This window comes from Nostoc sp. C117 (genome assembly GCF_043099735.1).
Classification (GTDB): Bacteria; Cyanobacteriota; Cyanobacteriia; order Cyanobacteriales; family Nostocaceae; genus Nostoc.
Map to the genome: position 1 here is coordinate 1,981,681 of NZ_CP170991.1, position 26,795 is coordinate 2,008,475.

Here is a 26,795-nt window from a genome sequence, read left to right on the forward strand (position 1 = left end):
TTATTTTTGTGCGATGTCTACGACGGACTACGCCTACGCACTATTTGTTACAAAAAAATATTGATAAAAGTCTAGACTTTAATAAGTATTAATTAGGTAAAAATTTTTATTTAATTAAGATTTTCAACATTGACTAAATTTGTCGTAAATTCATAGTTACTAGGGAATAGCTTTGTTAAGCTTTGACAGTAACCCAAGTAGTGTACATTAAAACTTAGCCTGTTGCTGCTTGGATACACATACTCATGCAACAGTTTCTCCTAGAGAACGGCTGCATGGTTTTACTGACAAATCTAGTGTTTATACATCAGCGAATCAAGCGATCGCGATATCGTGAACAGCAGATTTAAAGTCTAATAGCGAGACTAAAACCGTGAAGTATTTCTTTCTATCTGAGGGATGGACAGTAGCCAGAGTCTGGGCATCTGATGGACTCTGGCAAATAACAGCATGGCGACGCCAACCAGATATTCAGCGAATGAATATTTGTTTGGTGGAAGAAAACGAATTGCTATGGCTTTATCGAGTTGAAGAAGCCGTTTTAACAGTGGAAGTGAAGCCAACAACACCAGTAACCGCCAGTAAGACTATCGGTCAAGTAGTACTCAAGCGTTTAATGAGTGCCGAACAGGTAATCGAACGTCTGGGTACAGCTGAAACCAAGTGTCAGCTGCAAAACATCCAGTTGGTGGTTCAGTAGGGATTGGGCATTGGGAGGTGTGGGAGGTGTGGGGGGTGCTGCGTTGCACAAAGCGAGCGACATGAAGCGCCCATTCTCAAATCCTCCTCATTCTCCCCACACTCCCCACACTCCCCATCTCCCCAGTCTCCAGTCCCACTCTCCTCGTAAAGAAAAGATAAGCAAATTTAATCCCTAACAATGATTGGTAGCGAAAAAACTTCTACATGCTACGCGATCGCATTAATTTACACGCTTGCAAACAGTTCCATCAATAGTTACACTTTTTAAAACATTCTCATTTTTGCTTGGCGATGCCTACCCTACGGGGTAAATCTCAAGGGAGCAAGTAAGCTTTGCCAAACCACCCACGCTGTCTAACTTATAAGACGTTGTGGTAAAACTCTGGCTCTGGCAATAACAAAAAACAAAAGAGAGTTTTCTGAGTGGCGTTTTCGTTTCTCAGAATCTCAGTAAGAAAATTGCTTTGTAAACTAACTCATCGAGGAGGAGCGTAGTCGATGGGACTACCCTGGTACCGAGTACACACAGTCGTTCTGAATGATCCAGGGCGGCTGATTTCTGTACACCTGATGCATACAGCCTTAGTAGCAGGCTGGGCTGGTTCGATGGCACTATACGAACTGGCTACTTTTGACCCAAGCGATCCGGTTCTCAACCCGATGTGGCGTCAAGGAATGTTTGTGCTGCCTTTCTTAGCACGTTTGGGCGTTACGGAATCTTGGGGTGGTTGGAGTGTTGTTACCGGTGCTTCAGCTGGCGATCCTGGCTTCTGGTCATTTGAAGGCGTTGCTGCTGCTCACATCATTCTTTCCGGTCTGTTGTTCCTAGCCGCTGTTTGGCACTGGGTTTACTGGGATTTGGAACTCTTTAGAGATCCTCGCACAGGTGAACCCGCTTTAGACTTGCCAAAAATGTTTGGCATTCACCTGTTCTTATCTGGTCTACTTTGTTTTGGCTTTGGTGCTTTTCACCTCACCGGACTATTTGGCCCGGGGATGTGGGTTTCTGACGCCTACGGTGTAACTGGCAGTATCCAAGCAGTAGCACCAGAATGGGGACCAGATGGTTTTAACCCATATAACCCTGGTGGTATTGTGGCTCACCACATTGCCGCAGGTGTTGTTGGTATTATTGCAGGCTTATTCCACCTGACAGTCCGACCCCCCGAACGGCTCTACAAAGCTCTGCGGATGGGGAACATTGAAACAGTACTTTCTAGCAGTATTGCAGCAGTATTCTTCGCTGCTTTCGTGGTAGCTGGTACGATGTGGTACGGTAACGCTACCACCCCCATTGAATTGTTTGGCCCTACCCGCTACCAATGGGATCAAAGCTACTTCCATCAAGAAATTGAGCGTCGCGTTCAAAATAGTGTTGGACAAGGTGCAACCCTTGAGCAAGCTTGGTCGCAAATTCCAGAAAAACTGGCTTTCTACGATTACGTCGGCAATAGCCCCGCTAAAGGCGGTCTATTCCGTACAGGACCGATGGTTAAAGGTGATGGTATTGCCCAATCTTGGCAAGGTCACGCCGTATTCAAAGATTCTGAAGGGCGCGAATTGACCGTGCGTCGTCTCCCCAACTTCTTTGAAACCTTCCCAGTGGTCTTGACTGACGCAGATGGAGTTGTCCGCGCTGACATTCCTTTCCGTCGGGCAGAATCGAAGTATAGCTTCGAGCAATCTGGTGTCACCGTCAGCTTCTATGGTGGTGACCTCAATGGTAAGACCTTCACAGATCCAGCTGATGTGAAGAAGTATGCCCGTAAAGCTCAAGGCGGTGAAATCTTTGATTTTGACCGGGAAACCTTGAACTCTGATGGCGTATTCCGCACCAGTCCTAGAGGTTGGTTTACCTATGGACACGCTGTGTTTGCTCTGCTGTTCTTCTTCGGTCATCTTTGGCATGGCGCTCGAACAATCTACAGAGACGTATTTGCCGGTGTTGATGCGGATCTAGAAGAGCAAGTTGAATGGGGTCTATTCCAGAAAGTGGGTGACAAGTCAACCCGCCGGAAGGAAGCCCTTTAAGGGAGTGGGGGACTGGGGACTGGGGACTGGTGACTGAGAATTAGAGAAAACTTTTCCCAGCACCCAATAGCTAATCCCTAATACCCAGTCCCCAATACCCAATCCCTAATCCCTCATTATTAGCTGGATAGGCAGGAAATCGTAATATGGAAAGCGTTGCATACATCTTGATTTTTACCTTGTGTATAGGTACTCTCTTCTTTGCGATCGCATTTCGCGAACCCCCCCGCTTTGAGAAGAAAGATAAGTAGGTTGCCATTAGCAAAACTTTAAGCACATTCAATGTTAATATCCGTTGCTACTGAGCATGGTAGCGACGGATATTATTGTATTTGTCGTTGGTTATTTCTCTCTACATTTCCCTATACCCAATGATTAACAACCAATCATTTTGATATTATGATATAATTTCCAATCTTGGGAGTTGATATGTGTTAATACTAGCTTTTCTGCGCTAGGATGAAAAAGCATGTGTTTTGTGTAGACTGCCTTAAAAACGGATGCATGTACATCGCGCTTTTCGCACAACCTTTACGGAGACTAGAACCAGGAACTAAATCAGCATGGTCAATCAGAATTTAACCGCTACAGAAATTGGATTCACTCACGAAGATTTCGCTGCTCTACTTGACAAATACGATTATCATTTTAGCCCTGGTGATATTGTACCAGGAACAGTCTTCAGTATAGAGCCGCGCGGCGCTCTGATTGACATTGGTGCTAAAACAGCAGCATATATACCCATACAAGAAATGTCTATTAACCGGGTTGATGCCCCGGAAGAAGTTTTACAGTCAAATGAAACGCGCGAATTTTTCATCCTCACCGATGAAAATGAAGACGGTCAATTAACTCTTTCCATTCGCCGTATTGAATACATGCGGGCTTGGGAACGAGTACGACAATTGCAAGCAGAAGATGCTACAGTCCGTTCTGGCGTATTTGCAACTAATCGCGGCGGAGCTTTGGTAAGGATTGAAGGATTACGCGGGTTTATCCCTGGTTCCCACATCAGTACCCGCAAACCTAAAGAAGAATTGGTAGGCGAAGAACTACCACTTAAATTCCTAGAGGTGGACGAAGAACGTAACCGCTTAGTTCTATCCCATCGTCGAGCGCTAGTTGAGCGGAAGATGAACCGCCTAGAAGTTGGCGAAGTAGTTATTGGGACAGTTCGTGGAATCAAACCCTACGGTGCTTTCATTGACATCGGTGGTGTCAGTGGTCTACTACACATTTCAGAAATTTCCCACGAACATATTGATACACCTCATAGCGTGTTCAATGTCAATGATGAAGTGAAAGTTATGATCATTGACTTGGATGCAGAAAGGGGTCGGATTTCTCTATCTACCAAGCAGTTAGAACCTGAACCCGGTGATATGATTAAAAACCGGGATTTGGTGTATGATAAAGCAGAAGAAATGGCTGCTAAATATCGGGAACAGCTGCTCGCTAAACAGCAAGGTATTACTGTTGCGCCTGGTGGAGTTGCGGAAGTTATAGCAGAGGAAGATATTCCACCAGCAGCGGAACTTGAAGATGAGATTCCACCAGCAGCGGAACTTGAAGAAGAAATTCCACCAGCAACGGAGACAGAAGAAGAAATTCCAGCAGCTATTGAAGAGTAATACATTTATAGTTTTACTATCTTTAATTAAGAGTATCAAAATATTGCTTAGAGGGGGTTTTTCCCTCTTTTTTTATGTGAATAGTTTGTCATTGGTCATTAGTCAATATAGTTAAGTTAAGCATTTTTTCCTTCTCTTCCTTTGCGTTCTTCTGTGCGAGACTCTGCATGAAGGCGGTTCTTTAAAAAATTGACTTTCACAAATATTTAACTGAAGCGTATTGGATTATATAGTTAGAAACAACAAATGACAAATGACAAATAAATTAAAAGGGGTGAAATATTTTGGTAACTATTAAATGTAAAAACATCACGTTTGATAATATCCAGGCAATTTTGTTTGACAAAAACGGTACTCTAGAAGATTCAGAAACATATTTGCGATCGCTCGCACAAAGAGGAGCAAGATTAATAGACGCGCAAATTCCCGGTATTGGGGAACCGCTATTAATGGCATTTGGTGTCAATGGCAATAATTTAGATCCTGCGGGTTTAATATCGGTAGCAAGTCGCCGCGAAACAGAGGTTGCAGCTGCGGCATATATTGCCGAGACTGGAAGGGGATGGTTTGAATCTTTAAAGATAGCTCGTCAAGCTTTGGATGAAGCCGAAAAATACATTGGACAGACTCCTTCACCACTATTTGTTGGCAGTTTGGAAATGTTGAAATATCTACACGAAACTGGACTGAAACTCGGTATACTTTCAGCTGCAACAAGTGATGAAGTACGTAAGTTTGTAGCCCATCACCAATTAAGTGATTATATGCAACTGGAAATGGGAGTGGATGAGGGACCGAGTAAACCAGATCCAGTACTATTTTTGCAAGCTTGCGAAGCTTTGGGAGTGGAACCTAGCGCTACGTTGATGGTGGGTGATTCAGTTGGTGATATGCAAATGGCTCGTCATGCTAAAGCCGCAGGTTGCATCGGAATCACTTGGGTAGGCAAATCAGATAATGTTAAAGGTGCAGATGTGGTGATTAATCAACTTGATGAAATCCAAATTTTAGAAGATTAATTCGAGAAAGCTAAGTACAGGGGCTTGTCGTCAGACATCGCTATTTTCTATCGGAATTGGCCAGCCAAAAGATTACTGATCCGAAATATAGGCAAATGTATCATACATCATACATTTAATCATGTGTCAAGTTAAAAATTCTCTGATACTAATTGCTCCTCACCATTGCAAAATAACATTAAAAAGTGGGAGAACCCAATCGTTAAAAGTTCCATGAATTTAGGCAAGCTGTTTCTTCTCGGCTCTGTTTAATCTTAACTTGCAATTTGAGACCCATCAGACTTGTACCAAATACACTCTTGTTAAGAATTTAGAGCAGCTTCATATACAAATGGTATTAATGGAAATCTGGGAGAAAAATATCAAGTTTTATTACACATTGCGTAATTCCTACAGGGTAACTTGAACCAATAATTGTAAACATCCCGTAAGGAACCCAAACAGTTATGAGTTCTCAAACAGTTATAGACTCTGAAACACTAGAGCAGTTACAAAATGAGATTCAGCAGAAACTCGGTGAAAGCCTACAAAACGCTGACTTACACTCACTCCTGGAAAAGTACGGCATATTAGAAGACAGAGTTCTGAGAATTCATTGGCAGTGTAATCTCGACCCGAATCAACTCCAATCTGATGATGCAGTTGATGAGCAGCAACCTAATGCATTGTTGGCAGCAAACCCAAAACTTCCAATACCAGAAATTGTGTTAGTTAAAAAATCATTGTGTATCCCTTGTCCCTCAACTGGCAGTCCTTTAGGCTGTAACTGCTAAATAGTTTAGTTTTGGTACTGCAAAAAGTTTATCCTAGTCATTAACTCTGATTTTTTGAGTGCAAGTTTGTCATGTCTCAAAATCGAAGCAGTTGGTACTGGGAGTTAAATATAATGAGTACTCTAGCAATAGCTGGAGTACTCACTTACTTTGAAAGTTTTGCTTTAGCCCAAATTCAAAACGATGATACACTTGGATCTGAAAGTTCAATCATTACACCAAAGCTAATCGATGGTCACCCTATAGACCAGATTGATGGAGGGGCAGTTCGTGGTAAAAACTTGTTCCACAGCTTTGAAAATTTTTCTGTTTCTGCGGGAAGAACAGCGTATTTTAACAATCCAATAAATATTAATAACATTATTAGTCGGGTGACAGGCAATTCTATTTCTAATATAGATGGCATTCTCAAAGCTAATGGCATTGCCAATCTATTTTTGATTAATCCTAACGGCATTATCTTTGGTCCCAATGCTTCTTTGAATATCAGCGGTTCATTTGTGGCTAGTACGGCAAGTAGTTTGAATTTTGTTGATGGTACAAAGTTTAGTGCTACATCTCCTCAATCTACGCCTTTGCTAACATTAAATGTTCCCACTGGTTTACAATTTGGAGCAACTGCGGCTCCTATCCGCAATCAATCGCAAGCAAGTTCAGATGGCGCAATTAATATTTTAGGACAAGGTGTTGGTTTACAGGTACAGCCAGGCCAAACGTTGGCAATTATAGGCGGTGACATAATCCAAGAGGGCGGAAATTTAACCGCAAAGGGAGGAAGAATTGAGTTAGGAAGCGTTGGTCCTAATAGTTTGGTCAGTCTCAATTCAACGAATCAAGATTGGGTATTGGGATATAAAGGTGTTGAAAATTTTCAGAACATTAAACTAATTAAGTTAAATAAAATTCCATCTACTGTAGATACTAGTGGTGAAAGTGGTGGCAATATTCACCTACAAGCCAAGGATGTGTTAGTAACTGGCAGCTCATATATCTTTGCTATTACTTTGGGAATGCAACCAGGAGGCAATTTGACAGTGAACGCTTCTAAGTCTGTAGAACTTGGAAGAAATGCAATATTGTCTACTGGAACTTTCAACACCGGAAACGCTGGAAATATCAATATCACTACTGGGAAGTTGATTGTTAAGGATGGAGCGCAAGTACTAATGTACAATATCGGCTCCGGACTGGCAGGACAATTGACCATAAACGCCTCAGATTCAGTAGAACTAATCGGCGGCACTTCCATTCCTTTGTTGCGAGATGGTAGTGATTTAATATCCAGTGGATTATTGAGTGCAACTTATGGTAATCAAAATGCTGGCAACATCACAATTAACACTGGAAAGTTGCGTATCCAGGGAGGAGCAAGAATATCAACCAGTTCTGAAGGCATCTATAGGTTTAGACTTAACCAACTTACACCAGTTACAGGAAAAGGAGGAAACTTAACAGTGAACGCCTCTGAGTCTGTAGAACTAATTGGCACATCACCAAATGGTTCTAAGCTCAGTGGCTTGTTTTCTGGCACTGAAGGACCTGGAGATGGGGGAAACTTGACGGTAACTACAGGGCGATTGATTATCAAAGATGGGGCTGCAATAACTGTGAACAGCCAAGCTCGAAAGAATGTAATTTATGTGGGAGATCCAAATAATCTTGGGAAAGCAGGTGATTTAAATATAAGTGCTGACTCCATACTTTTGGATAATCAAGGAAAACTCACATCTAATAGTGAATCCGGTCAAGGTGGAAATATTGCGCTACAGGTACGGGACTTATTACTAATGCGCGGCAATAGCCAAATATCCACTAATGCTGGGGGTGATAAAACTGGTGGTAATATCAACATCAATGCACCTAATGGCTTCGTCGTTGCCACTCCCTTAGGAAATAGCGATATCACTGCCAATGCCTTCTCTGGCTCAGGTGGTAAAATTGCGATCGCCACTAAAAACATCTTTGGATTTGTGCGGCGTACCCGTGCAGATGTAGAGAAGTTAGATTCACAAGAAATAAATCCGAATAATCTGCCAACAAGTGATATCACCGCATTTTCTCAGCAAAATCCTTCCTTAAATGGCACAGTCCAAATCAACTCACCAGATGTTGACCCCAGTAAAGGATTAGTCGAATTGCCGACAAATCTGGTTGATGCTTCCCAGCAAATTGTTACTGGTTGTGGTTCTAGTGCGAAAATAGCCAGGAGTTCATTTATTAATACTGGGCGTGGAGGAATAGCAGCTAATCCCACAGAGCCATTAACATCTGATGCAGTGCTGACAGATTGGATTGCACCGAATCCAGAAAGTGAGAATCGTACTGAGGGTATCGAGAATAAAGTTGTTCGCGCGCAGAGAAATACAGAAGAATCACAGAAAGTTAATTCTGTCAATGAACCTAGTGAAATTGTGGAAGCCCAAGGATGGGTAATGGATGCTAAGGGAAATGTGGTTTTAGTTGCTGAAGTACCGACTGGGGTACCCCATAGTTCCTTGCTTACAGCTACATCTTGTGCTGCTAATTAGAATTTGACTGCCCTTTATACTAAAACTCATCTGTACGATCGCTTCTTGGCTATGAGGTTGAGACAAGCGATCGCCAAGCAGAGTGTGAGAGTTAAGGAGGTATCAATTACTGAATCCTTTTGAGCGATCGATAGTCAGTAGCCAGATTCATGAAGGCTTTAAGGAAATCCAACAAAAATATATGAAGTTATGTTACACAATGCGTAATTATTACTAGTCAAGTTGAACTAATAATTATCGGAGTTCGCAAGAGCATTATAAACCTAATGCGATCGTGCCACTCTAGACTCTGTATTTTTGATTCTTTCGTTGCCAAACTGTACTAATCAAAGTCAGGTCAAATTAGTACATCATAAGATAAGTTCACACATCTATCAATCTGCAAGGAAAGCACAACTCATGGATTCTCAAACAGTACAGCCAACAGTCATAGATGCTCAAACATTAGATTTATTAAAAGACGAGATTAAACAAGAAATTAGTGAAAGACTGAGGAATTCTAACTTGAGCAAGCTGCTCGAAAAGTACGGAATATTAGGAGATGATATCTTACAAGTTAAATGCGATATTGACTTAACTAAAATGCAACTTAGAGATACGAATTGTTCGCTATTACTTCCAGCTAAGCGTGTCGAGGTATGGGCTTGCTTGTGTAAGGGTGAGATTACTGATTGTCCTTGCCCAAAGCCATAGCTTAAGTTTTAGTTTTTCATAGCGTCATAATTGTTTATACCAATTTTCTATGAAGATGCGCTTAATTTTTATTGAACAAACCACAAAGGACGCAAAGAAAGAGAATGCTAGTCTGTTAGTGGTAAGGGAGTAACTATTAAGTGTGAGTTTACAGAAAATTGGTATTAGCAACTGGTACTACTTTTGAGAGGTGTAATATCTGGTATGGTTAATCTTTGGGGCTGGTGTCAAGGGCTAGGAGTTGTAATAGTTAGTGTAATAGCTTTTTCTGGAAACTCTGCTATTGCCCAAATCAGTCCTGATAGTACTCTACCTGAAAATTCTCGCGTTATAGAACAAGGCAACATCAGAATTATTGAAGGCGGAACCCTATCTCAAGATAAACACAATTTGTTCCACAGTTTTAAAGAGTTTTCCTTAATTAAGGATGGTATAGCTGATTTTCACTATGTTGGCAATGTTCAGAACATTATTACTCGGGTAACAGGTAAATCTACCTCTAATATTGATGGCATTCTTAAAGTTAACGGCACAGCTAACCTCTTTTTAATTAATCCCAATGGAATTATTTTTGGTCCCAATGCCTCTTTGCAAATTGGTGGTTCATTTGTGGCGAGTACGGCGAGTAGTCTAAATTTTGCCGATGGAACGAAGTTTAGTGCTACAAATCCCCGAACTACACCTCTGCTAACAGTAAGTGTTCCCACTGGTTTACAATTCGGAGCAACTGCTAAACTTATCCGTAATCAATCCCAAGCAAAAAATCCAGATGGTAAAACAACTAATATATTTGAGCAACCTGTTGGTCTACAAGTCCAGCCAGGCAAAATCTTAGCATTGATAGGCGGTGAAATAACGCTGGATGGTGGAAATTTAACGGCGGCGTCGGGACGAATTGAGCTAGGAAGTGTCGCTAGCAATAGTCTAGTCAGTCTCAGTCTCGAACCAATAAACCAAAGCTGGAGTTTGGGATATGAAGGTGTCCAGAATTTCCAGGATATTAAATTAACTGGGCGAACTATTAATGGTGAAGTATTTCCATCTCAAGTAGATACTAGTGGTAAGGGTGGTGGTAGTATTCAAATCCAGGGAAAGTCTGTAGAACTAAGTGGTCTTCGTGTGCGCGTCATAAGCCAAACTACAGGCGATCAAGATGGTAAAGAAATAACCATCAATGCTAGAAAATTAATTGTTCGGGATGGAGCACAAATAGCCACTTCTACTATAGGTATGGGATCGGGAGGAAGTTTGACGGTCAACGCCTCCGAGTCTGTAGAGTTAATTCGTAGTAGAACCCAACCAAGTCCTCTGACGGGACTGTTGAGTACAACTTTTGGTGATGGAAATGCAGGTAACATTACGATAAAAACTGGGAGCTTGCGTATCCAAAATGGGGCAGGGGTAACAGCAGACTCCACTATGATGGACGATCAACCAGCTAGAGGAAACGGAGGAGATTTAACTGTTGAAGCCTCTGACTCTATAGAACTAATAGGAATTTCACCAACAGGAATTGCCAGTAACTTGGGAGCTGGGACTCTAGGCTTTGGAGACGCTGGAAAAGTAACAATTAGTACAAAAAAATTGATTGTTCGGGACGGAGCTGAAATAGTTGTGAGCAGTATAGGGGATGTAAATAATCCAGGGAAAGCAGGTGATCTCAATATAACTGCTCGCTCTATCCTGCTTGACAACGAAGGAAAACTCACATCTAATAGTAAGTCAGGACAGGGTGGTAATATTTCGTTACAGGTGCGGGACTTACTACTGATGCGCGGGAAAAGTAAAATAACCACTAACGCTGGTGGTAATGGAGATGGCGGTAATATCACTATCACTGCACCTAATGGCTTTCTCGTCGCCCCTCCCTTTGGAAATAGCGATATCACGGCCAATGCCAACTTTGGCTCTGGTGGTAAAATAGCGATCGCCACTAAAAACATCTTTGGATTTGTAAAGCGCACAGGTGCAGAGGTTGATAAACTCGATCCAACAGGCGAAAAAGACCCGAATAATCTGCAAACAAATGACATCACGGCATTTTCTCGACAAAATCCTTCATTAAGTGGCACAGTACAAATTAACTCACCAGATGTTGACCCCAGTAAAGGATTAGTGGAATTGCCAACAAATCTAGTTGATGCTTCGCAGCAAATTGTTGCTGGTTGTGGTTCTGGTGCGAAAATAGCCAGGAGTTCATTTATTACTACTGGGCGTGGAGGAGTAGCAGCAAATCCCACAGAGCCATTAACATCTGATGCAGTGCTAGCAGATTGGATCGCACCGAATCCAGAAAGTGATAATCGTGCTGAGGGTATCCAGAAGAAAGTAGCTCAGGCGCAACAGAATACAGAAGATAAATCGCAGAAAGTCAATTCTGTGAATGAACCTAATGAAATTGTGGAAGCCCAAGGATGGGTAATGGATGCTAATGGTAACGTGGTTCTGGTTGCTCAAGTACCCACTTCATCGCCTCATAGTTCCTCGCTAACCGCTGTATCTTGCGCTGCTAATTAGAAATTGAGATATAGCGATAAACAAAGGGGCAAAAAAGCAGAAGACAGGAGAAATAACTAATACCCAATTCCTCACGCCCCACCCTTAATTCGTTTCCTGAATTTGTAAACGTACTGTGTGTTCAGTTGCGCCACTCAGTTGCAATTCCATGATTTCACCACCCAGAGGTTCTAAGCAATTGAGGAGCGATCGCAAGTTGGGTGTACTTGCACCAGTATCTACATACAATCGATCTGCTAAATTGCCGATCCGTTTCCAAGTCATGTAAAGTTTGGCGATAGTTTGCTCGATTTGCGATGCTTGATTTACCAAATCAGCCGCAATGCTCAAACAGCCGACTCTTTGCGCTTCTTCTAAAGCTGTTTCAATATCAACATTTTCCTGTGTCAACGCCTGGACTTGAGCTGCTCCTTTGAGGTATTTTGCTAAATTACGTGCTTCTGTAGTTACCTGTTTGAGGGTATCTACATCAGGATTGGCAGCTATTTCTTTTTGGATAAACTTTTGGTGCGATTCTGGCAGTTTTTCCATTTCCTTCACCAAAGGGGCAATGTAGCGCGGGGGAAGGGTGTTATCTGCGGCTTTTGCTTTGATTTCTTCAGGTAGTAATTCTGAGGACATAGCTGTCCATTCATCGGAGAGTTGTCGGACTTCGCGCCTGGTAATGCGATCGCCTTTTTGAGCAGCTTCACTTACCATCTGTTGCACTTCGGTGACTGCTTTGGAGGTTTCAATAAAAGCTCGTTTGCTAAAATTATTAACTGCGCTGGGGTCGAGTTTGCCTTCTTCTAAAAGGGTATCAGCACTATTAGCGAGTTGAATCCAGGCATAAGCTTGGCTTTTGCTGATTTCTCGTTCTTTTAGCCATCTCAGAAAGCCTGTACCGCGTCCGTCACCACCAATTTTTTCTCTATCGCGGATGGCGCGTAAAATTCGCCCCCGCCAGATTTCAGTTTGCAAATCAAAGCGATCGCATACCTGCCAAGCTATTTCGAGCTGCTGTTGAAAATCTGACTCGAGAATCTGTTCATCTTCGGGATCGGGCAGTTCAAAGGTGAGATCTGCTGGCTGTTGCAAAGCAGCAGCAAGGTCGTTGATAGAGTCGGTATCTTGCACGATTGATGACTAACAAGTAGTGGATGCGATCGGCTTATTATGCCACAATCTGCGGATTCTAACTTAAGGGGTAGCACGGTATTCTGAATTACAACAAAATAGAAGAAAGGGCTAAACCACCTCAGTAAGGTTTTTAATCGATCAAAAACAATAAAAATAAAACAATGAACCAGGTAGACTACCTCCGCATTAGTTTAATCGATCGCTGCAACTTCCGTTGTCAATACTGTATGCCAGAGGGAGTAGAACTGGACTATATTCTCAAGCAACAGTTGTTGACTGATGAAGAACTGCTCACCCTCATTCAAGAGGTATTTATTCCTCTAGGCTTTAGCCGCTTTCGTTTGACTGGGGGTGAACCATTATTACGTCCGCGCGTGGTGGATTTGGTAAGTGCGATCGCTTCTTTTCCCCAAACTCAAGACCTCTCAATGACTACCAACGGGTTTTTGCTAGCTCCAATGGCGCAAAACCTCTATAATGCAGGTCTGCGACGCATTAATATTAGTTTGGACTCTCTCGACCCCGATATTTTTGACCAAATTATTGGTAATCAAGGGCGTTCTCGTTGGCAACAAGTTTGGCATGGCATTCAAGCTGCCTATGAAGTCGGATTCGACCCCCTGAAGCTAAATGTGGTGGTCATTCCTGGCGTCAACGATGGCGAAATTCTAGATTTAGCTGCCCTGACAATTGATAAGCAATGGCATGTTCGATTTATTGAATTTATGCCTATTGGTAATGTGCATTTATTTGGCGATCGCGGTTGGGTATCTTCAGCCGATTTACGTCAATCCATCCGGGAACGTTGGGGATTGACAGAATCCCAAGTTCGTGGTGCTGGTCCTGCTGATGTATTTCAAATTCCTGGCGCGAAGGGAACACTGGGATTTATTAGTCAGATGTCGGAATGTTTTTGCGATCGTTGTAACCGGATGCGCCTCAGTGCTGATGGCTGGCTGCGTCCCTGTTTATTGAATGAAACGGGTCAACTAGATCTGAAAACTGCTCTGCGGTCTGGTACTAGTACTGCTCAATTACAAGAGCAGGTGAGGCGTTTACTAGCAATCAAACCAGAAATTAACTTTAAAGGGCGTGAATCTGGAGTTACAGGTGTATATAGCCGCACCATGTCCCAAATTGGCGGATAGTCATGGATCATTTGTCCTTTGCAAATGACTCAGGACAAATGACTAAAAACAAATGACTATTACGCTTGTCGTGAGTAGTATTCCACCACAAGTAGTTCATTGACTTGTAGTGCCACCCATTCTCGCTCAATAAGGCCGTTAACTTTACCAACCAACTTATTTTTGTCAAACTCCAGATGGCTGGGGAGGTTGGCTAAACCAGGATATTGCAAGTTAGTTTCCACCAACTTCCGTGATTGTTCCCGGTCTCTGACAGCAATTACTTCACCAGTACGGCACTGATAGCTAGCAATATTAACGACACGGCCGTTGACAGTTATGTGTCCGTGGTTCACCAATTGACGAGCCGCTGGAATCGTTGGAGCTAGACCCAACCGAAAAACGGTATTATCCAAGCGCATTTCTAGCAATTGTAGCAACACTTGTCCGGTAGAACCAGTAACACGTCTAGCTTTCCGCACATAGCGCAGTAGTTGCTTTTCAGTTAAACCGTAGTTGAAGCGGAGCTTTTGCTTTTCCTCTAGACGGATAGCATACTCAGAGCGCTTCTTGCGGTTTTGACCATGCTGACCTGGTGGATAAGCGCGTCTAGCGCTTTTACGAGTTAATCCTGGTAGGTCGCCCAAGCGACGTACAATTCTGAGGCGGGGCCCTCTATATCGGGACATGAGTTTCCTTAATCTAATCCTGTTTAAACTTTACCTAGACATTCCATTTTGACAGTCCCTGATTAAAAATCAGGAGATTCTTGGTTTTGTGAAGCTGTTTACTTTGGTATGACGTATCCTACTAAAGTAGAGGCAACTTCTCCCCAAGCGTAAATCCCGACGTGGCACGCCGGAATCTTGCCAATTAGTTTTTTGTGCTTATTTGGTTTCGTAGGCTACTCAATCGTCAGATTGGTTTACGCAGTATTGTTACTCTGAAATACTTTTTACGTTACCTACTTATCTTTCAAACAAATATATTAACACAATTTTTGGCATAACTAATTATGTCTGTATCTTGATACCGCTGAAATTCTTGGATTGCAGAGGATTTTTAGAATATTTGAGTTAGCATAACTTTGGGTGTTTGGAGAATGGCAATGTTAAAGAGCAAAAAAGCGGTTAGCAGAGGTCAGAACAAACAAGGTAGTTCGACCTTTGGAATTTTAACAGTATCAGTTTTGGCGATATCTGGATTCTTGACAACGATTTTACCTGATATGGCGATCGCTGCGTCTTACAGGAATGATTACAGTGTCTGTGCAGAGGGTCTTGTGAAAGCGGGTATAACTGGAGAAGCAGCCTCGCAAGGTTGTGCCAAGGCACTACGTCCAAGGGATTTTGCTGCTTGCGTTGTTAAAATTGAGAAGGAAACTCAAATTAGCGGCACAGATGGGCTTTCGTACTGTGGAAAAGCTAGGCGTCCTGAAGAGTTAGCCACCTGTGTAGTCGGCGTCAGCTTAAGTACCAAGGAAGCAATTAATCCAGCAGCTTTAGATTATTGTGGTCGCAGTTTGTTGCCCGTGCGCTTTGGTCAGTGTGTAGTTGGCTTACTTAGTAAAATCGATCTTGCCCCTACCCAAGTGTTGGACACTTGTATCGATGGTAGTGACAGTAGCCTTATCGGCGCTTCATCTCCGTCTACACCACCAACTCTATTACCTGCGGGATCGAATCCTAGTTTGGAGACTACACCATTTCCAACCCAACAGGTCGTCCCAACAACTCAACCCAGAACTAATTAAATTAGGTGCTTTACAACTGATTGAAAATACAGGGTGAATAGAGTTGGCTAATAGCCAACTCCATCCAGGTACTACCAAAAAATAAATCATCCGGTCTTAATTTGAAGGTTGGGTTGAACTTTTGCTCAACCCAACCTCATCAGTGAAAGGTTAAATTAAAGTGAATTTTGTCAATAGTTAAAATACTCAAATGACTTAAATGAAAATAATAATCGTGTGTGTGGGAGGATAAGGAGGCAATAGTCCCTTCTTAACCTTTATTTGATTATCATTATCGTTATAATTTTTAAAAGCTAAAATGTGAGACAAAAAACTATTGTAACGAGAGAATAACGGCTTTTCCGGTAGTTTTATGGCAATTAAAATAGTCAGAATTTATCAATTTCTTCGATTAAGTATTATCTAGCGATAAGCCTACGGTATCGCTTCGCTTACCGATAACTAAATAAATTGACAGCAAACATTGTTTCAGCAACCCCTAATTACTGAAATTCTTTAGCAAATTCCGAAATTATTGTGGCTATTGCCCAATCGACTTTTAGAGAAACGGTATTCATGGGGGAGAAAATACTCTAATTGGGGAAACCTAATAAATATGAAGGGTATTAAAGTACCTGCGTCATTTTTCCTCCCTGGTTGAAATCCAAATGTTTCCTAAACTTCCATGAGGTTTTATGAAAGAGATCAAAAATAAAATTATAAATAAATTAGAGCGAATATTGGAACAATGGTTAGTACCTCGTCTGGTACGGTGGGGAGAATATCTAGAAATAAAAATCAGGCGATATAAGCATCAAGAGCTAAAGAGTCAATTAAAATTTTGTGGATCGGGTCTACGATTTAAGCGAGATATTAAAATTGACCATCCGCAAAATGTATCTCTGGGTAATAAAGTCTACATTGGTCCGGATGTCTTATTAGATGGTCGTGGTGGAATCACAATTGGCGACAATACCACACTTGGATTTAATGTGGTTATTCTCTCTGCAAACCACGATTATCAAAGTAATGATTTGCCATATGAACATAATGTCTACATTCATAAACCTGTTGTCATCGGTCGCAATGTTTGGATTGGTGGAAATGTTCTAATTGTTCCAGGAATTTCCATTGGAGATGGTGCAATTGTGGCTGCTGGTACAGTTGTTACTGCCAATGTTGAACCTTTAGCAATTGTGGGAAATCAACCGATGAGAATAATTAAATACCGTGACAAAGAACATTATGAAAAACTCGCCAACAAACAACAGATTCAACTTCCTTCAGAGTAATTCAAGGTAAGTTTTCAGGTTTGATGGTTGGAATTTCGCGGGGGTAATGGCTGGAGTAGACTTTCTGTCCCTAACTGCACCTCGATACGATGACGAATATAACTATCAGGATGAGTTTTAGCGATCGCAATCGCTTCTGGTATAAGATGTCTAAGTTCATCGGGATAAAGCAATGGATCTAGTACAAGACTAGGAATAATACTGCGGCGCACTTCGACGCTAGAATTTTTCACGAACTCTCTCAGAAACAGACAGCGCTTACGTAGCTGAATATCAGCTAAAGCATCATAAGCTGCCTGTGACTCTGGTGTTGCGTACTCTTTGCTAAAGCTGGGAACTTCTCCATGAAAGCGTAAGGGAACCTGTGCCCAATATAGTGCGTTTACCGCCCCTGCTTTCTCGAAATTTGACCCATGCTCAACAAAATCTAGCAAAGCTTCATTGACAAGACGATGACCAAAAGCGATCGCACATGGCTCTACAAATGAACGATTAAAGCTGGGATTTCTTTCATAAATAGCAGCGCGAATTAGAGGAGAAAACAGCGCTTCTTTAAGTTGCTTGGGAGCAGATTTAGTGACTTTGTTGACCATGAAGACAACAAACAATTTACGTTGTTCATCTGCAAGTGCTTGTATAAACCAATTGATATCTTCTTCAGATGCACTTAAAAAACGCTGCCTAGTCTCAGACCATAAACTTTTTAGAGTTTCATCAGCCAAATCAGTTCCCAGCGCTGATAGGTAGCGTACACAATAGTCATCCCAGCTATTATTTAGTCTGCTCATCTTGTTAGAGAATAAAAGCGATCGCCTTCAGCATAGCTTCACTTCAGTAAATCAACTTAAACTAGAGGCAACAATTGGATTCCCACGCTTTACTTGAGGCGTTGCAATCATCCTCATTCCGGCTGGTGCAGCTATAGTTAAGCCACGGCGCACAGGACGCACGGGACGCTTATTCACTAGCGAAACTTGAAATTCCGACAAAACAGTTGCCAAGACAATTTTCATTTCATACTGGGCAAATGCCATGCCAATACAGCGACGATTACCGCCACCAAAGGGTAAATATTCATAAGGTGAATATTGTCTTTCTAAAAAGCGTTCTGGTTTAAATTGCTTGGATTGTGGGTAAACTTCTTCTCGATGATGCGCTAAATAAATACTGGGGATTATTGCCGTTCCTTCTCGCAGTTCGTAGCCCATAATGGTAATTGGAATCTTCACAACCCGCCAGAAAGCATTCATGGCAATTGGGTAGATTCGCAATGTTTCTTGGCAAACTGCTGTCAGATATGGCAATTTAGCAATGATACTCAAATCGGCGTTAACTCCAATGGTGTTGAGTTCCTTTTGCAACTTCTCACGCACCTCTGGTAAATAGTCAATCCAGTAAAAAGCCCATGTCAATGCCGAAGCGGTAGTTTCATGTCCCGCAACTAGCAGTGTCATTAACTCGTCGTGCAATTCTTCGTCTGACATCCCTTCACCATTGTCGTCACGAGCCGCCATCATCAAACTCAGGATATCTTGGCGATTTTGATCGAGTTCAGCCCGACGTTCTCGAAGCAAAGCATAAATCAGTCCATCAATTTTTTGCTGTTGTTGCAGAATCCAACCCCACGGACTCCACGCCCCAAAATCTTTTTGCATAAACCGAAAGAAGAAGGCGCTGGACATTATGGGCGAAGTAATGAAATCTAGTAAATCACTTAGCGATCGCCTCAGTTCCTCAAACAACTGTCCATCATTCAAACCAAATACAACCCGCAGGATAACACGCAAGGTAATTTCTTGCATCGACTCACGAATCTTAAAAGGCTTGCCAATTTGCCATTCATTACTCACCTCTGTGGTGATTTTGCGAATTTCCTCGCCATAAGCCCGCATCCTTTCGCCATGAAAGGGAGGAGCTAATAATTGCCGTTGGCGCTGGTGGCGATGGCCATCTGATAACATAAAAGAGCGATCGCCAAGCAAAAATCTTAATCCTATATTCCCCCTGCCAACCTCGAAATAACTGGAATCAGCAGTAAAAATCTGCTCAAGTGCTTCAGGTTGACTAAAGTACACAATATGGTTATCCCCACGATTACTCTTGATCGTAAAAGTGTCACCATAAATTTTGGCAAAATCATCAATATATTCTATCGGCTGAGCAATAAACTTGATTATTCGCAGCCAGCGCGGCATTTCCGGACCATCAGGCAAATTGTAAGTTGTTGTCATAGAATTTATCCAATTGATGACTTCTAAATTTTATTGTTACGAGTTTTTATGTTAATTAGGGTCACAGAAAGGAGTATATTCATCAATAGGGAGTAGCAATTGGGGAGTAGAGAGTGGGAGAAAAAGAATAATAACTCCTAATGACTAACTCAGTACTCACAACTCTTTCAAGTCAGTCCACGATCAAAAAATCCCATAAACAAACATGAAACAGATTTTTTCCCCTACTCCCCACTCGCCACTCCATTTTTCTAGCTAAAGCAGTGCCAAAAATCATCGCTATTCTCAACGGTAAAGGAGGAGTCGGTAAAACGACTACCGCAGTCAATCTGGCTGCAAACTTTGCTAAGAAAAAAAAGGTGTTGCTGATTGACGCAGATATTCAAGGTTCTGCCAGTTGGTGGTTTGGGCGGAGTCAGCAGGGAATGGGATTTGATTTATCTCAAGAAACAGATCCGACACTTTTAGGTGATTTAGGTAAAATAAAAGGTTACGATTTAGTAGTGGTGGATACGCCTCCCGCGCTCCGCTCTGAAGCATTAGTGGCGGTAGTTGCGATCGCAGATTATCTAGTTTTGCCTACACCCCCAGCCGCAATGGATTTGGCTGTCCTCGTGGAAACAGTCAAGGAAGCCGTTATCCCTTTGGGAACCCCCCATCGGGTATTGCTCACCAAAGTTGATACGCGCAGTCTAGGGGAAGCACTAGAAGCAAAGAAAACTCTGACTCGACTAGGTATTCCTGCTTTTAATACCCTCATCCGTGCCTATAAAGCTCATGAGCGAGCAGCGCTTGAAGGTGTAGCAATTACTCAATGGCGAGGAGGAAACGCACGGGAGGCGGAGTTAGACTACCGCCGTGCAGCTGACGAATTAGAGCGTGATTGGAGAAAATAATGGCAGCTAAGAAACAAAGTCTCTCTGACTTACTACAAGAAGAGGCGCAAAAATTTACACCCTCAGAAGGTGAATCTGCGATCGAAGTTACAGCAGAAAAAATTGCCGAAGAAGAGACTTCATCAGATGAAGAATCCTCAGCACAGACACTTGAGCCAATTTCTAGTAAGCGCACAAGTCCCACTAAGGCTGATTTAGAAGCAACTGTCAAAGAGTTGACAAGTCATCTAGAAACAAGCCACAAAAAAGAAGCATCTCTTGCACAGAACATTGATGATTTACAATCAAAATTATCTAAACAAAAAACATTTGTATCTGAACAAAAATCATTACTAGAACAGCTAACAAAAGAACTTGACGAAACCAAAAAAACAGCACTGCAACTTGCAGAAGCTAATTCCCAACTTATAGAAGAAATTAAAGCTTTAAAACAAACAGCAGAAAATACTTCTAAAGTTGTTGTCAAAGAAACTAGTGCTATAAGACCAGTAAAAGAACACTACAATCCACTTAACTACAAAAAATCACATCGTTCATCAGAAAAACTAGCTCAAAATCAACCAGAACAAAATCAACCAGATGAGTATCCTAATAGTTCTAATGAGATGTGGTTACTTGATTAAAGTCAGTTAATTTAGTCAAAGAATCTATGGCACTACTTAATTCATCTATCGTTCCCGCAGTGCCATTTCTGACCTAGACTATCCTCATTTAAATGCCTTAATTATTGGGTTCATAGCAGCGGTGAAGACTTCGGTTATGTCTACATTTTTAGTCAGTGATTCATCGCTGCTTTAGGATAAAGCTAATCGTCATTTAAATCGGATCTTCCCGTCTTTCTAGGGTTTTGAATTATGTAACTTAAAAGGGCACTAGCTTATCAGAACTTTAGTCCTGACTACAAGCTTTAATTTATTTACCCTAGCTAATTAATGTGGTTCACTACAAAAGTTTAAAATATGCTGCGCGGTGATTTTAGGTTGTTCCAAGTGGGGGAGATGACCACAATCTTGAATCCAGACAAGAATACTGTGTGGAATCGCTTTTTGAAACTTTGCGGCATCACCAGTACCTAAAATCTTATCAGAATCGCCCCACAAAATTAGCGTTTGTTGCACAATTTTTGATAATATTTCAAATTTAAAAGCACTATAACCACCACTTTTAGTAAAAGCAATCATAGCTTGATGCCAACTCGGCATTTGTAAGTGTAATGCGCCACAACGTAGTGCATCGTCAGAGACAAGAGTTGGATTTTTATATCCAATGCGGGAAACGCGATCGCGCACCTTCATATTCCTCAAAAACTGAGTCGCTAAATAATCCAACGGGGGAAACATAAATTTGCTCAATGGCGAACCACCTGCTAACCCCGCACTATCAATTAACACCAGCTTTTTTACAACTTCCGGGTAAGTCAGCGTAAAATCAATGGCCGTAGCACCTCCCATTGAAGCCCCTACCAAAATTACAGGTTGCTTAATTAGGCTTTTCCAAAAATAATAAAGATGCGTTTTCATCGTAGTTGGGCTGTAAGGAATTCCTGAGAGTCTGTCTGTAAATCCAAAACCCAACAAATCCACTGCCCACGTTTCATTATCTCCAGAAAGTAGTGGCAAAAGCCGACGAAATTCTAATACAGAACTATCAAAGCCGTGAATTAATAAAATAGGCGTTCCACCACTTCCTTGCTTGACATAGGTTGTGGTAATTGATTGATTAGTTAAAGGAGTAGCGAGAGGCGTTGTTTGAATACTCTGAGCTAATGCGATCGAGTTTGATTCTGTTAGTCCATCAACTGCTGTAAGAAGAAAATCCGGAAACATAAATTTCACTGTATCGTACTAGCTTAGTTCCATGCAATGCTGATTTTGTTAAACAATAAAATTAAATAAACTTATATCATAAATTATTATTTGTAATATAAAAAACATAATGCAGTAGCTATCAAAATATTCTCACTTTCTACCCTCGAGTCACAACTCTTCACTCCCCCAAAATTTCCGCCATTAAAGAAAGTTTTCCAAAATGTCAAAATTGGGACTAAAGCCACGTACAATTAATATCGCCTATCCCTTAATCCAGGAGCTAATGCCATGCCAATGGCGGTTGGCGTAATTGAAACTTTAGGTTTTCCTAGTGTATTAGCCGCAGCAGATGCAATGGTCAAAGCTGCCGCAGTCACAATTGTGTATTATGGTCAAGCCGAAAGCGCTCGCCTGTTAGTCGCCGTCCGGGGACGAGTTTCTGAAGTACAAAGAGCTGTTGAAGCCGGAATCGAAGCTGGAGAGCAAGTCAAGGTTGGTACAGTAATCACCCACTATATAGTTCCCAATCCCCCGGAAAACGTAGAAACCATTCTACCAATCCATTTCACTGAAAAATCAGAACCTTTTCGTATCTTCTAAGCAATTTTGCCATCAAAATCTGTAGCGAAGCTTCGTACAATTAACTTCTAGCGCCACATACGTTTATTCATACAGGAGATTACTAATGTCATTACAGGCAGTTGGGGCACTTGAAACTAAAGGTTTTCCTGCTGTGCTAGCCGCAGCCGATGCTATGGTAAAAGCTGGTCGAGTTACCCTCGTTGGTTATATCAGAGTTGGTAGCGCTCGTTTTACAGTTAATATTCGTGGCGATGTGTCTGAGGTCAAGACAGCGATGGCTGCTGGTGTTGAAGCAGCAGAAAATGTTTATGGTGGTACTCTGGAATCTTGGGTAATTATTCCTCGTCCTCATGAAAATGTTGAAGCTGTTCTGCCTATTGCTTACACAGAAGCAGTCCAAGAGTATCGAGAATCTGTAGAAAACCCCATCGTTGGTAGATCGCCAAATGGACGGTAAAGTCAAAGTCAACTCTTTTTCTTAATTCAAAATCAGGCCCTGTTATTTACCCTTATCCTGACGCAGACGCTTAGAGTAGCTTGCTTAAGGTAGGGGTACAGAATTGATAATAGCCTCAGACTAACGCTCATGCTTCTTCTGAGGCAGAGCGTTTCCGGATTTGCTCAAAATTGAAAACGAAGCATCTTCATATTTCTCCTTCTATCTAGAATAGCGATCGCCATATGTATCCAAAAATTATTAGGTTTAATCTGAAGTCTATCTAATTACTTACCATTTAAATAAAAATTAAGATCGTTTTTTAAAACTTGAGTAAAGGTAGAGCGAACTCTCCTACGATGAATCTATCTTCATCTGTAGTTAATTATTTTTTGTGTATTTTACCTGTGTGAGAGCAACTACATGTATTAGATTCACTCTTTTTACCAAAGCAAAAATTGTCTTCTCATAAAGAACGGCATCCTCTTAATTTAACTATTTGAGAGTCTCAAGTATAACTAAGTATTTCACTACGTAAAGTGGTGTAGAGAGTTGAAACTTATACGGGTGAAATAACGTCTGGAGTTGAGTTAAATTATATTCGTTCCTCGGCTGAGTTCAAAAATGTCAGATTTCCCGAACCCATCTTCCCCAAAGGTGTATTTTACCGACTCTCGGTAGATTTCTGTTCTCAGTTAAAAACATAACTTTACAAAAAGTTTAAATTAACAGAATTAACAGAAATGGCTTATAGGCATTGGTTTGGGGCACTTGAAAATTCCCAATAAAAGATCGATACAGAAATTTCTGCATAAAGTTAGTCAATTCAGACGTAATTAAAGTGGAATCACTGAGATCTTTTCATGAAAGTCATGAAATCCAGGGTAACTGCCAGTTAAACAATTAGGTGGGATGAATGGGGGTTGTGATGCAAACTTCAAAATTGAGTTTCGAGGAGCGCAATCTCGCTATGACAATGGATGTAGAAAAACTGGCTCTAGATTGGCGAAAGCGCTTGGCTGTAGAATGTCCAGAACAAACTGAAGCTTCTAGGCAAAGTATTATTCTCTGGCTATTGGGATCTGACTCAAAACGGTTTGATCTGTTTAACCCCAAGGAATTCGATATTGCAAAGCAAGCGATGGAATATCGATGGAGGATTTTACGCCAACGCTACTTAGGGTTAGGGCGAGAACGTGCTTATCGCAACTTGATCGCGCGATTGGGAAGTTTAGTTACATTACGGAATAAAATTCAGACTTGGGTTGCACTGAGCCGCGATCGCCAGCGTAGTGTCATAGATGTGTTGCAAGAAGTATTACAAGAACTATTGCAAAACGACACCTACATGCAACAGCAAATGTCTGACATTGCCAAATATACCAGCGATCGCCGATTGGCGGATGCTCTACTATTTGCCAGCGTAGAAGAATATTGTTTGAGGCCAGTACGCAATCAACCTCTATTGGCTTACCGATTTGTCAATTACTTGCGTCGTACTCAGCGTGGCGGCTTAACCCAAGTGCCAGGGCGTGATTTGATTAGATTAGTGTCAGAAGAAGTTCTCACAGAGGATAATGACAATCGAGTTAACTTAGTTGATAGTCAGGCGATCGCAGAATATCAAGAAGCACAACAAATAGAAGAACAACAGGCGCTGCGTCAGTCCGTACAAAAAGAATTTGAAAATTATTTACAAGAAAATTTGGGGATAGAAGCAGTAGAGTGGCTACGACTGTATCTGCAAGGTAAGTCTCAAGAAGAGATCGCCAACAGATTAAAGAAGCCGACTAAGGAAGTATACCGACTGCGAGAGAAAATTAGTTACCATGCTGTGCGCGTCTTTGCCCTCAAGGGTAAACCAGAACTCGTAGACAGCTGGCTCTCAATTTCTTTACAAGAACATAATTTAGGCCTAACACAAAACCAATGGCAGCAACTTGATGAAAAACTGACTCCTCTAGGGCGGGAGATCCTAGATTTGCGGAGAGCAGGTAAATCAATAGAAGAAATAGCCCAACACTTAAAACTCAAAACTCATCAAGTACTAGGTGAATGGACAAAAGTCTATCTTGCAGCCCAAGCTTTAAGAACTCAAGAGTGATGTTTCTGGGGAGTCGGGACGCGAGGACTGGGGAGATGAGGGAGAATAATAACTCCTAACTCAGCACTCCCAAGGCCCACTCCTCAGTATTATCCCTAATGCTTAATCGAAAATTTATCTTTTGCTTACGTCTACTTATGTATAGATAATTGAATTTTTAACAATCGAATAAAGTATCTTTATTAACTACCTACTAAATTAGGGGCAAAATATTATATAAGCAAATACCAATTAATCAAATCTATGTTGTCTTCAGAGGGCGAACTTACAAATACCACGTTCAATAGGCAGCAAGTGCTAACCGCGACACAAACTAACTGGGAGCAAGAAGGTAAACGCGAGCAAATATTTCAGCTAATTGATAGTTTTTTGTCATTTGAAGCTTGCCTTTACCACCAGATTTTGCCTTGTCGATTAGAAGACAAACAGCTTTTGCTAGGTATGGTTTATCCACAAGACACTGAAGCACTAGATTATGTTGGTCGCATTTTGTCTTATATCAATTGCACAATGATAACCCAGGCGATCGCCGCTGACGCTCACCGCAGAATACTGTCAGCCTACCTCAACCACAAGAATACATCCCAACTACATACTCAACAAAGTCATCAGCAAATAACAGCTACCATTGCTGACAAATCAATTATGTCTATAGATACCGACTCGGAATCACACCAGCTACCAACATCAATAGCATCTGAGACACAGACTAATCAGCATTCTTGGCAGCGAGTAGATTTGCAACTCCCAAATCTAGATAACCTATCTCAACTTACCACCTTCTTAACATCTGGAAATAAAAGTCAAGCAGGAGATACTTCCGAAGCAGCAATAACAGAGAATTTAACAGTTTTCCCAGTAGAAGTTACCGATCTCTCTAGTCCTATTGAGTTCCTGGGAACACTACCACCAAAGAAATTACTAGAAGAATTACTAGGGCGAATTTTAGCAGGGGGAATTGGTCGACTATACTTAGAAAGACAACCTTATGAAGGTAGGATACTGTGGAGTAACAACGGAGTTTTGCAGTCTGTATTAGATAAACTCCCGCTCTCTGTTTTTCAAGGAGTACTTAATGAATTAAAGCGGTTTGCTTCCTTACCTATTAGCAAGGTTGCAGAACCAAAACAGGTAGAGAAAGAATGCCTATACAAAAAAAACCGTTTGTTATTACGCTTGCGAGTGATGCCAGGCATCTACGGCGAGGAAGCTACACTCCAAGTATTGCGGGGAGCAGCATTAAAGTTCTATCAGCAACAACAGTTGACACGTCTAAGCCGCGATGCCTTAGGAATTTCTCAGCAACTAAGCTTCAAGTTGCATGAACTACAACAACGGCTTTTTCTCAATCCTGGCCTTGACTCTCAGCAGTTAGAGGCTTTAGTTACCCTAAATCAACTAGTGAAAAATTTAGATCAACAGATCAAAATACTAGCACTGGATAGCAATCCACCAACAAATAACAAATCATAGGTCTATCAGTAAAACCGCTGTTTTCGATCGGAATACATAATTGTTATGTTGTAATCGAACTTTGAAGCTATCAACCTCAAAGACTCAGAACAAATAAATAT

Annotated in this window: 23 protein-coding genes; 18 read left to right on the forward strand and 5 right to left on the reverse strand. The window is 41.6% G+C overall.

All coding sequences use genetic code 11. The annotated features are described in order from the left end of the window. The first annotated feature begins 373 nt into the window (after positions 1–373). From ACFG4S_RS09265 to ACFG4S_RS09305, 9 genes are all read left to right on the forward strand, one after another. Positions 374–700, forward strand: coding sequence for a hypothetical protein (locus ACFG4S_RS09265; RefSeq protein ID WP_392534519.1), 327 nt, complete (start codon positions 374–376; stop codon positions 698–700). Positions 701–1,200: 500 nt separating this feature from the next. After that, entirely contained in the window at positions 1,201–2,733 is a 1,533-nt protein-coding gene (psbB, locus tag ACFG4S_RS09270) for a photosystem II chlorophyll-binding protein CP47 (protein WP_392534520.1), read from the forward strand. Between the two features lie 146 nt (positions 2,734–2,879). Then, on the forward strand, positions 2,880–2,984 hold the full coding sequence (locus ACFG4S_RS09275) for a photosystem II reaction center protein T (RefSeq protein ID WP_196514711.1): 105 nt from the start codon (positions 2,880–2,882) through the stop codon (positions 2,982–2,984). Positions 2,985–3,296: 312 nt separating this feature from the next. Then, on the forward strand, positions 3,297–4,364 hold the full coding sequence (locus tag ACFG4S_RS09280) for a 30S ribosomal protein S1 (protein ID WP_392534521.1): 1,068 nt from the start codon (positions 3,297–3,299) through the stop codon (positions 4,362–4,364). A gap of 284 nt (positions 4,365–4,648) precedes the next feature. Beyond that, on the forward strand, positions 4,649–5,383 hold the full coding sequence (locus ACFG4S_RS09285) for an HAD family hydrolase (protein WP_392534522.1): 735 nt from the start codon (positions 4,649–4,651) through the stop codon (positions 5,381–5,383). 446 nt (positions 5,384–5,829) lie between these two features. Beyond that, positions 5,830–6,156 (forward strand): hypothetical protein, encoded by a 327-nt coding sequence (locus tag ACFG4S_RS09290; RefSeq protein WP_392534523.1) that lies wholly within the window; start codon positions 5,830–5,832, stop codon positions 6,154–6,156. Between the two features lie 113 nt (positions 6,157–6,269). After that, positions 6,270–8,684 carry a filamentous hemagglutinin N-terminal domain-containing protein gene (locus ACFG4S_RS09295; protein ID WP_392534524.1) on the forward strand — a complete coding sequence of 805 codons (2,415 nt, stop codon included), beginning with the start codon at positions 6,270–6,272 and terminating at the stop codon, positions 8,682–8,684. Positions 8,685–9,083: 399 nt separating this feature from the next. Further along, complete coding sequence (locus ACFG4S_RS09300) at positions 9,084–9,377, forward strand: hypothetical protein (protein ID WP_392534525.1); 294 nt, start codon at positions 9,084–9,086, stop codon at positions 9,375–9,377. Positions 9,378–9,581: 204 nt separating this feature from the next. Continuing rightward, the gene (locus tag ACFG4S_RS09305; protein WP_392534526.1) at positions 9,582–11,894 is read left to right on the forward strand and encodes a filamentous hemagglutinin N-terminal domain-containing protein; all 2,313 of its coding nucleotides are present in this window, start codon (positions 9,582–9,584) and stop codon (positions 11,892–11,894) included. 84 nt (positions 11,895–11,978) lie between these two features. Here the strand turns inward: ACFG4S_RS09305 and ACFG4S_RS09310 are convergent, their stop codons facing one another. After that, positions 11,979–13,010, reverse strand: coding sequence for a hypothetical protein (locus tag ACFG4S_RS09310; RefSeq protein ID WP_392534527.1), 1,032 nt, complete (start codon positions 13,008–13,010; stop codon positions 11,979–11,981). A 164-nt stretch (positions 13,011–13,174) separates the two neighbouring features. Between ACFG4S_RS09310 and moaA the strand changes: the two genes are divergently transcribed. Then, entirely contained in the window at positions 13,175–14,161 is a 987-nt protein-coding gene (gene moaA / locus ACFG4S_RS09315; RefSeq protein WP_392534528.1) for a GTP 3',8-cyclase MoaA, read from the forward strand. Between the two features lie 59 nt (positions 14,162–14,220). On the opposite strand, the gene rpsD is transcribed toward moaA, so the two are convergent. Further along, positions 14,221–14,829, reverse strand: a complete 609-nt coding sequence (gene rpsD / locus ACFG4S_RS09320) for a 30S ribosomal protein S4 (protein WP_392534529.1) — start codon at positions 14,827–14,829, stop codon at positions 14,221–14,223. Between the two features lie 419 nt (positions 14,830–15,248). Between rpsD and ACFG4S_RS09325 the strand changes: the two genes are divergently transcribed. Both ACFG4S_RS09325 and ACFG4S_RS09330 read left to right on the forward strand, forming a co-directional pair. Then, positions 15,249–15,893: a hypothetical protein gene (locus ACFG4S_RS09325; RefSeq protein ID WP_392534530.1), complete on the forward strand. Its 645-nt coding sequence runs from the start codon at positions 15,249–15,251 to the stop codon at positions 15,891–15,893. Between the two features lie 674 nt (positions 15,894–16,567). After that, a complete protein-coding gene (locus ACFG4S_RS09330) occupies positions 16,568–17,164 on the forward strand; it encodes an acyltransferase (protein WP_392534531.1) in 597 nt (198 codons plus the stop codon). A 14-nt stretch (positions 17,165–17,178) separates the two neighbouring features. Here the strand turns inward: ACFG4S_RS09330 and ACFG4S_RS09335 are convergent, their stop codons facing one another. Both ACFG4S_RS09335 and ACFG4S_RS09340 read right to left on the reverse strand, forming a co-directional pair. Further along, a complete protein-coding gene (locus ACFG4S_RS09335) occupies positions 17,179–17,952 on the reverse strand; it encodes a hypothetical protein (protein WP_392534532.1) in 774 nt (257 codons plus the stop codon). A 51-nt stretch (positions 17,953–18,003) separates the two neighbouring features. Further along, positions 18,004–19,395, reverse strand: coding sequence for a cytochrome P450 (locus tag ACFG4S_RS09340; RefSeq protein ID WP_392534533.1), 1,392 nt, complete (start codon positions 19,393–19,395; stop codon positions 18,004–18,006). 263 nt (positions 19,396–19,658) lie between these two features. Here ACFG4S_RS09340 and ACFG4S_RS09345 point away from each other — a divergent pair, with 263 nt between their 5' ends. Together ACFG4S_RS09345 and ACFG4S_RS09350 are read left to right on the forward strand one after the other, a co-directional pair. Next, the gene (locus ACFG4S_RS09345; protein ID WP_392534534.1) at positions 19,659–20,291 is read left to right on the forward strand and encodes an AAA family ATPase; all 633 of its coding nucleotides are present in this window, start codon (positions 19,659–19,661) and stop codon (positions 20,289–20,291) included. Next, positions 20,291–20,914 carry a hypothetical protein gene (locus ACFG4S_RS09350; protein ID WP_392534535.1) on the forward strand — a complete coding sequence of 208 codons (624 nt, stop codon included), beginning with the start codon at positions 20,291–20,293 and terminating at the stop codon, positions 20,912–20,914. The genes ACFG4S_RS09345 and ACFG4S_RS09350 overlap by 1 nt, the downstream gene beginning before the upstream one ends. 306 nt (positions 20,915–21,220) lie before the next feature. On the opposite strand, the gene ACFG4S_RS09355 is transcribed toward ACFG4S_RS09350, so the two are convergent. Then, positions 21,221–22,117 (reverse strand): alpha/beta fold hydrolase, encoded by an 897-nt coding sequence (locus ACFG4S_RS09355; RefSeq protein WP_392534536.1) that lies wholly within the window; start codon positions 22,115–22,117, stop codon positions 21,221–21,223. A gap of 270 nt (positions 22,118–22,387) precedes the next feature. On the opposite strand from ACFG4S_RS09355, the gene ACFG4S_RS09360 reads away from it, so the two are divergent. The 4 genes from ACFG4S_RS09360 to ACFG4S_RS09375 all read left to right on the forward strand — a co-directional run bounded on the left by ACFG4S_RS09360 (position 22,388) and on the right by ACFG4S_RS09375 (position 26,694). Further along, a complete protein-coding gene (locus tag ACFG4S_RS09360) occupies positions 22,388–22,699 on the forward strand; it encodes a BMC domain-containing protein (protein ID WP_392534537.1) in 312 nt (103 codons plus the stop codon). An 85-nt stretch (positions 22,700–22,784) separates the two neighbouring features. Next, a complete protein-coding gene (locus ACFG4S_RS09365; RefSeq protein ID WP_392534538.1) occupies positions 22,785–23,138 on the forward strand; it encodes a carbon dioxide-concentrating mechanism protein CcmK in 354 nt (117 codons plus the stop codon). Positions 23,139–24,033: 895 nt separating this feature from the next. After that, complete coding sequence (locus tag ACFG4S_RS09370; RefSeq protein WP_392534539.1) at positions 24,034–25,221, forward strand: HetZ-related protein 2; 1,188 nt, start codon at positions 24,034–24,036, stop codon at positions 25,219–25,221. A gap of 243 nt (positions 25,222–25,464) precedes the next feature. After that, the gene (locus ACFG4S_RS09375; protein WP_392534540.1) at positions 25,465–26,694 is read left to right on the forward strand and encodes a pilus assembly protein PilB; all 1,230 of its coding nucleotides are present in this window, start codon (positions 25,465–25,467) and stop codon (positions 26,692–26,694) included. Positions 26,695–26,795: the final 101 nt, after the last annotated feature.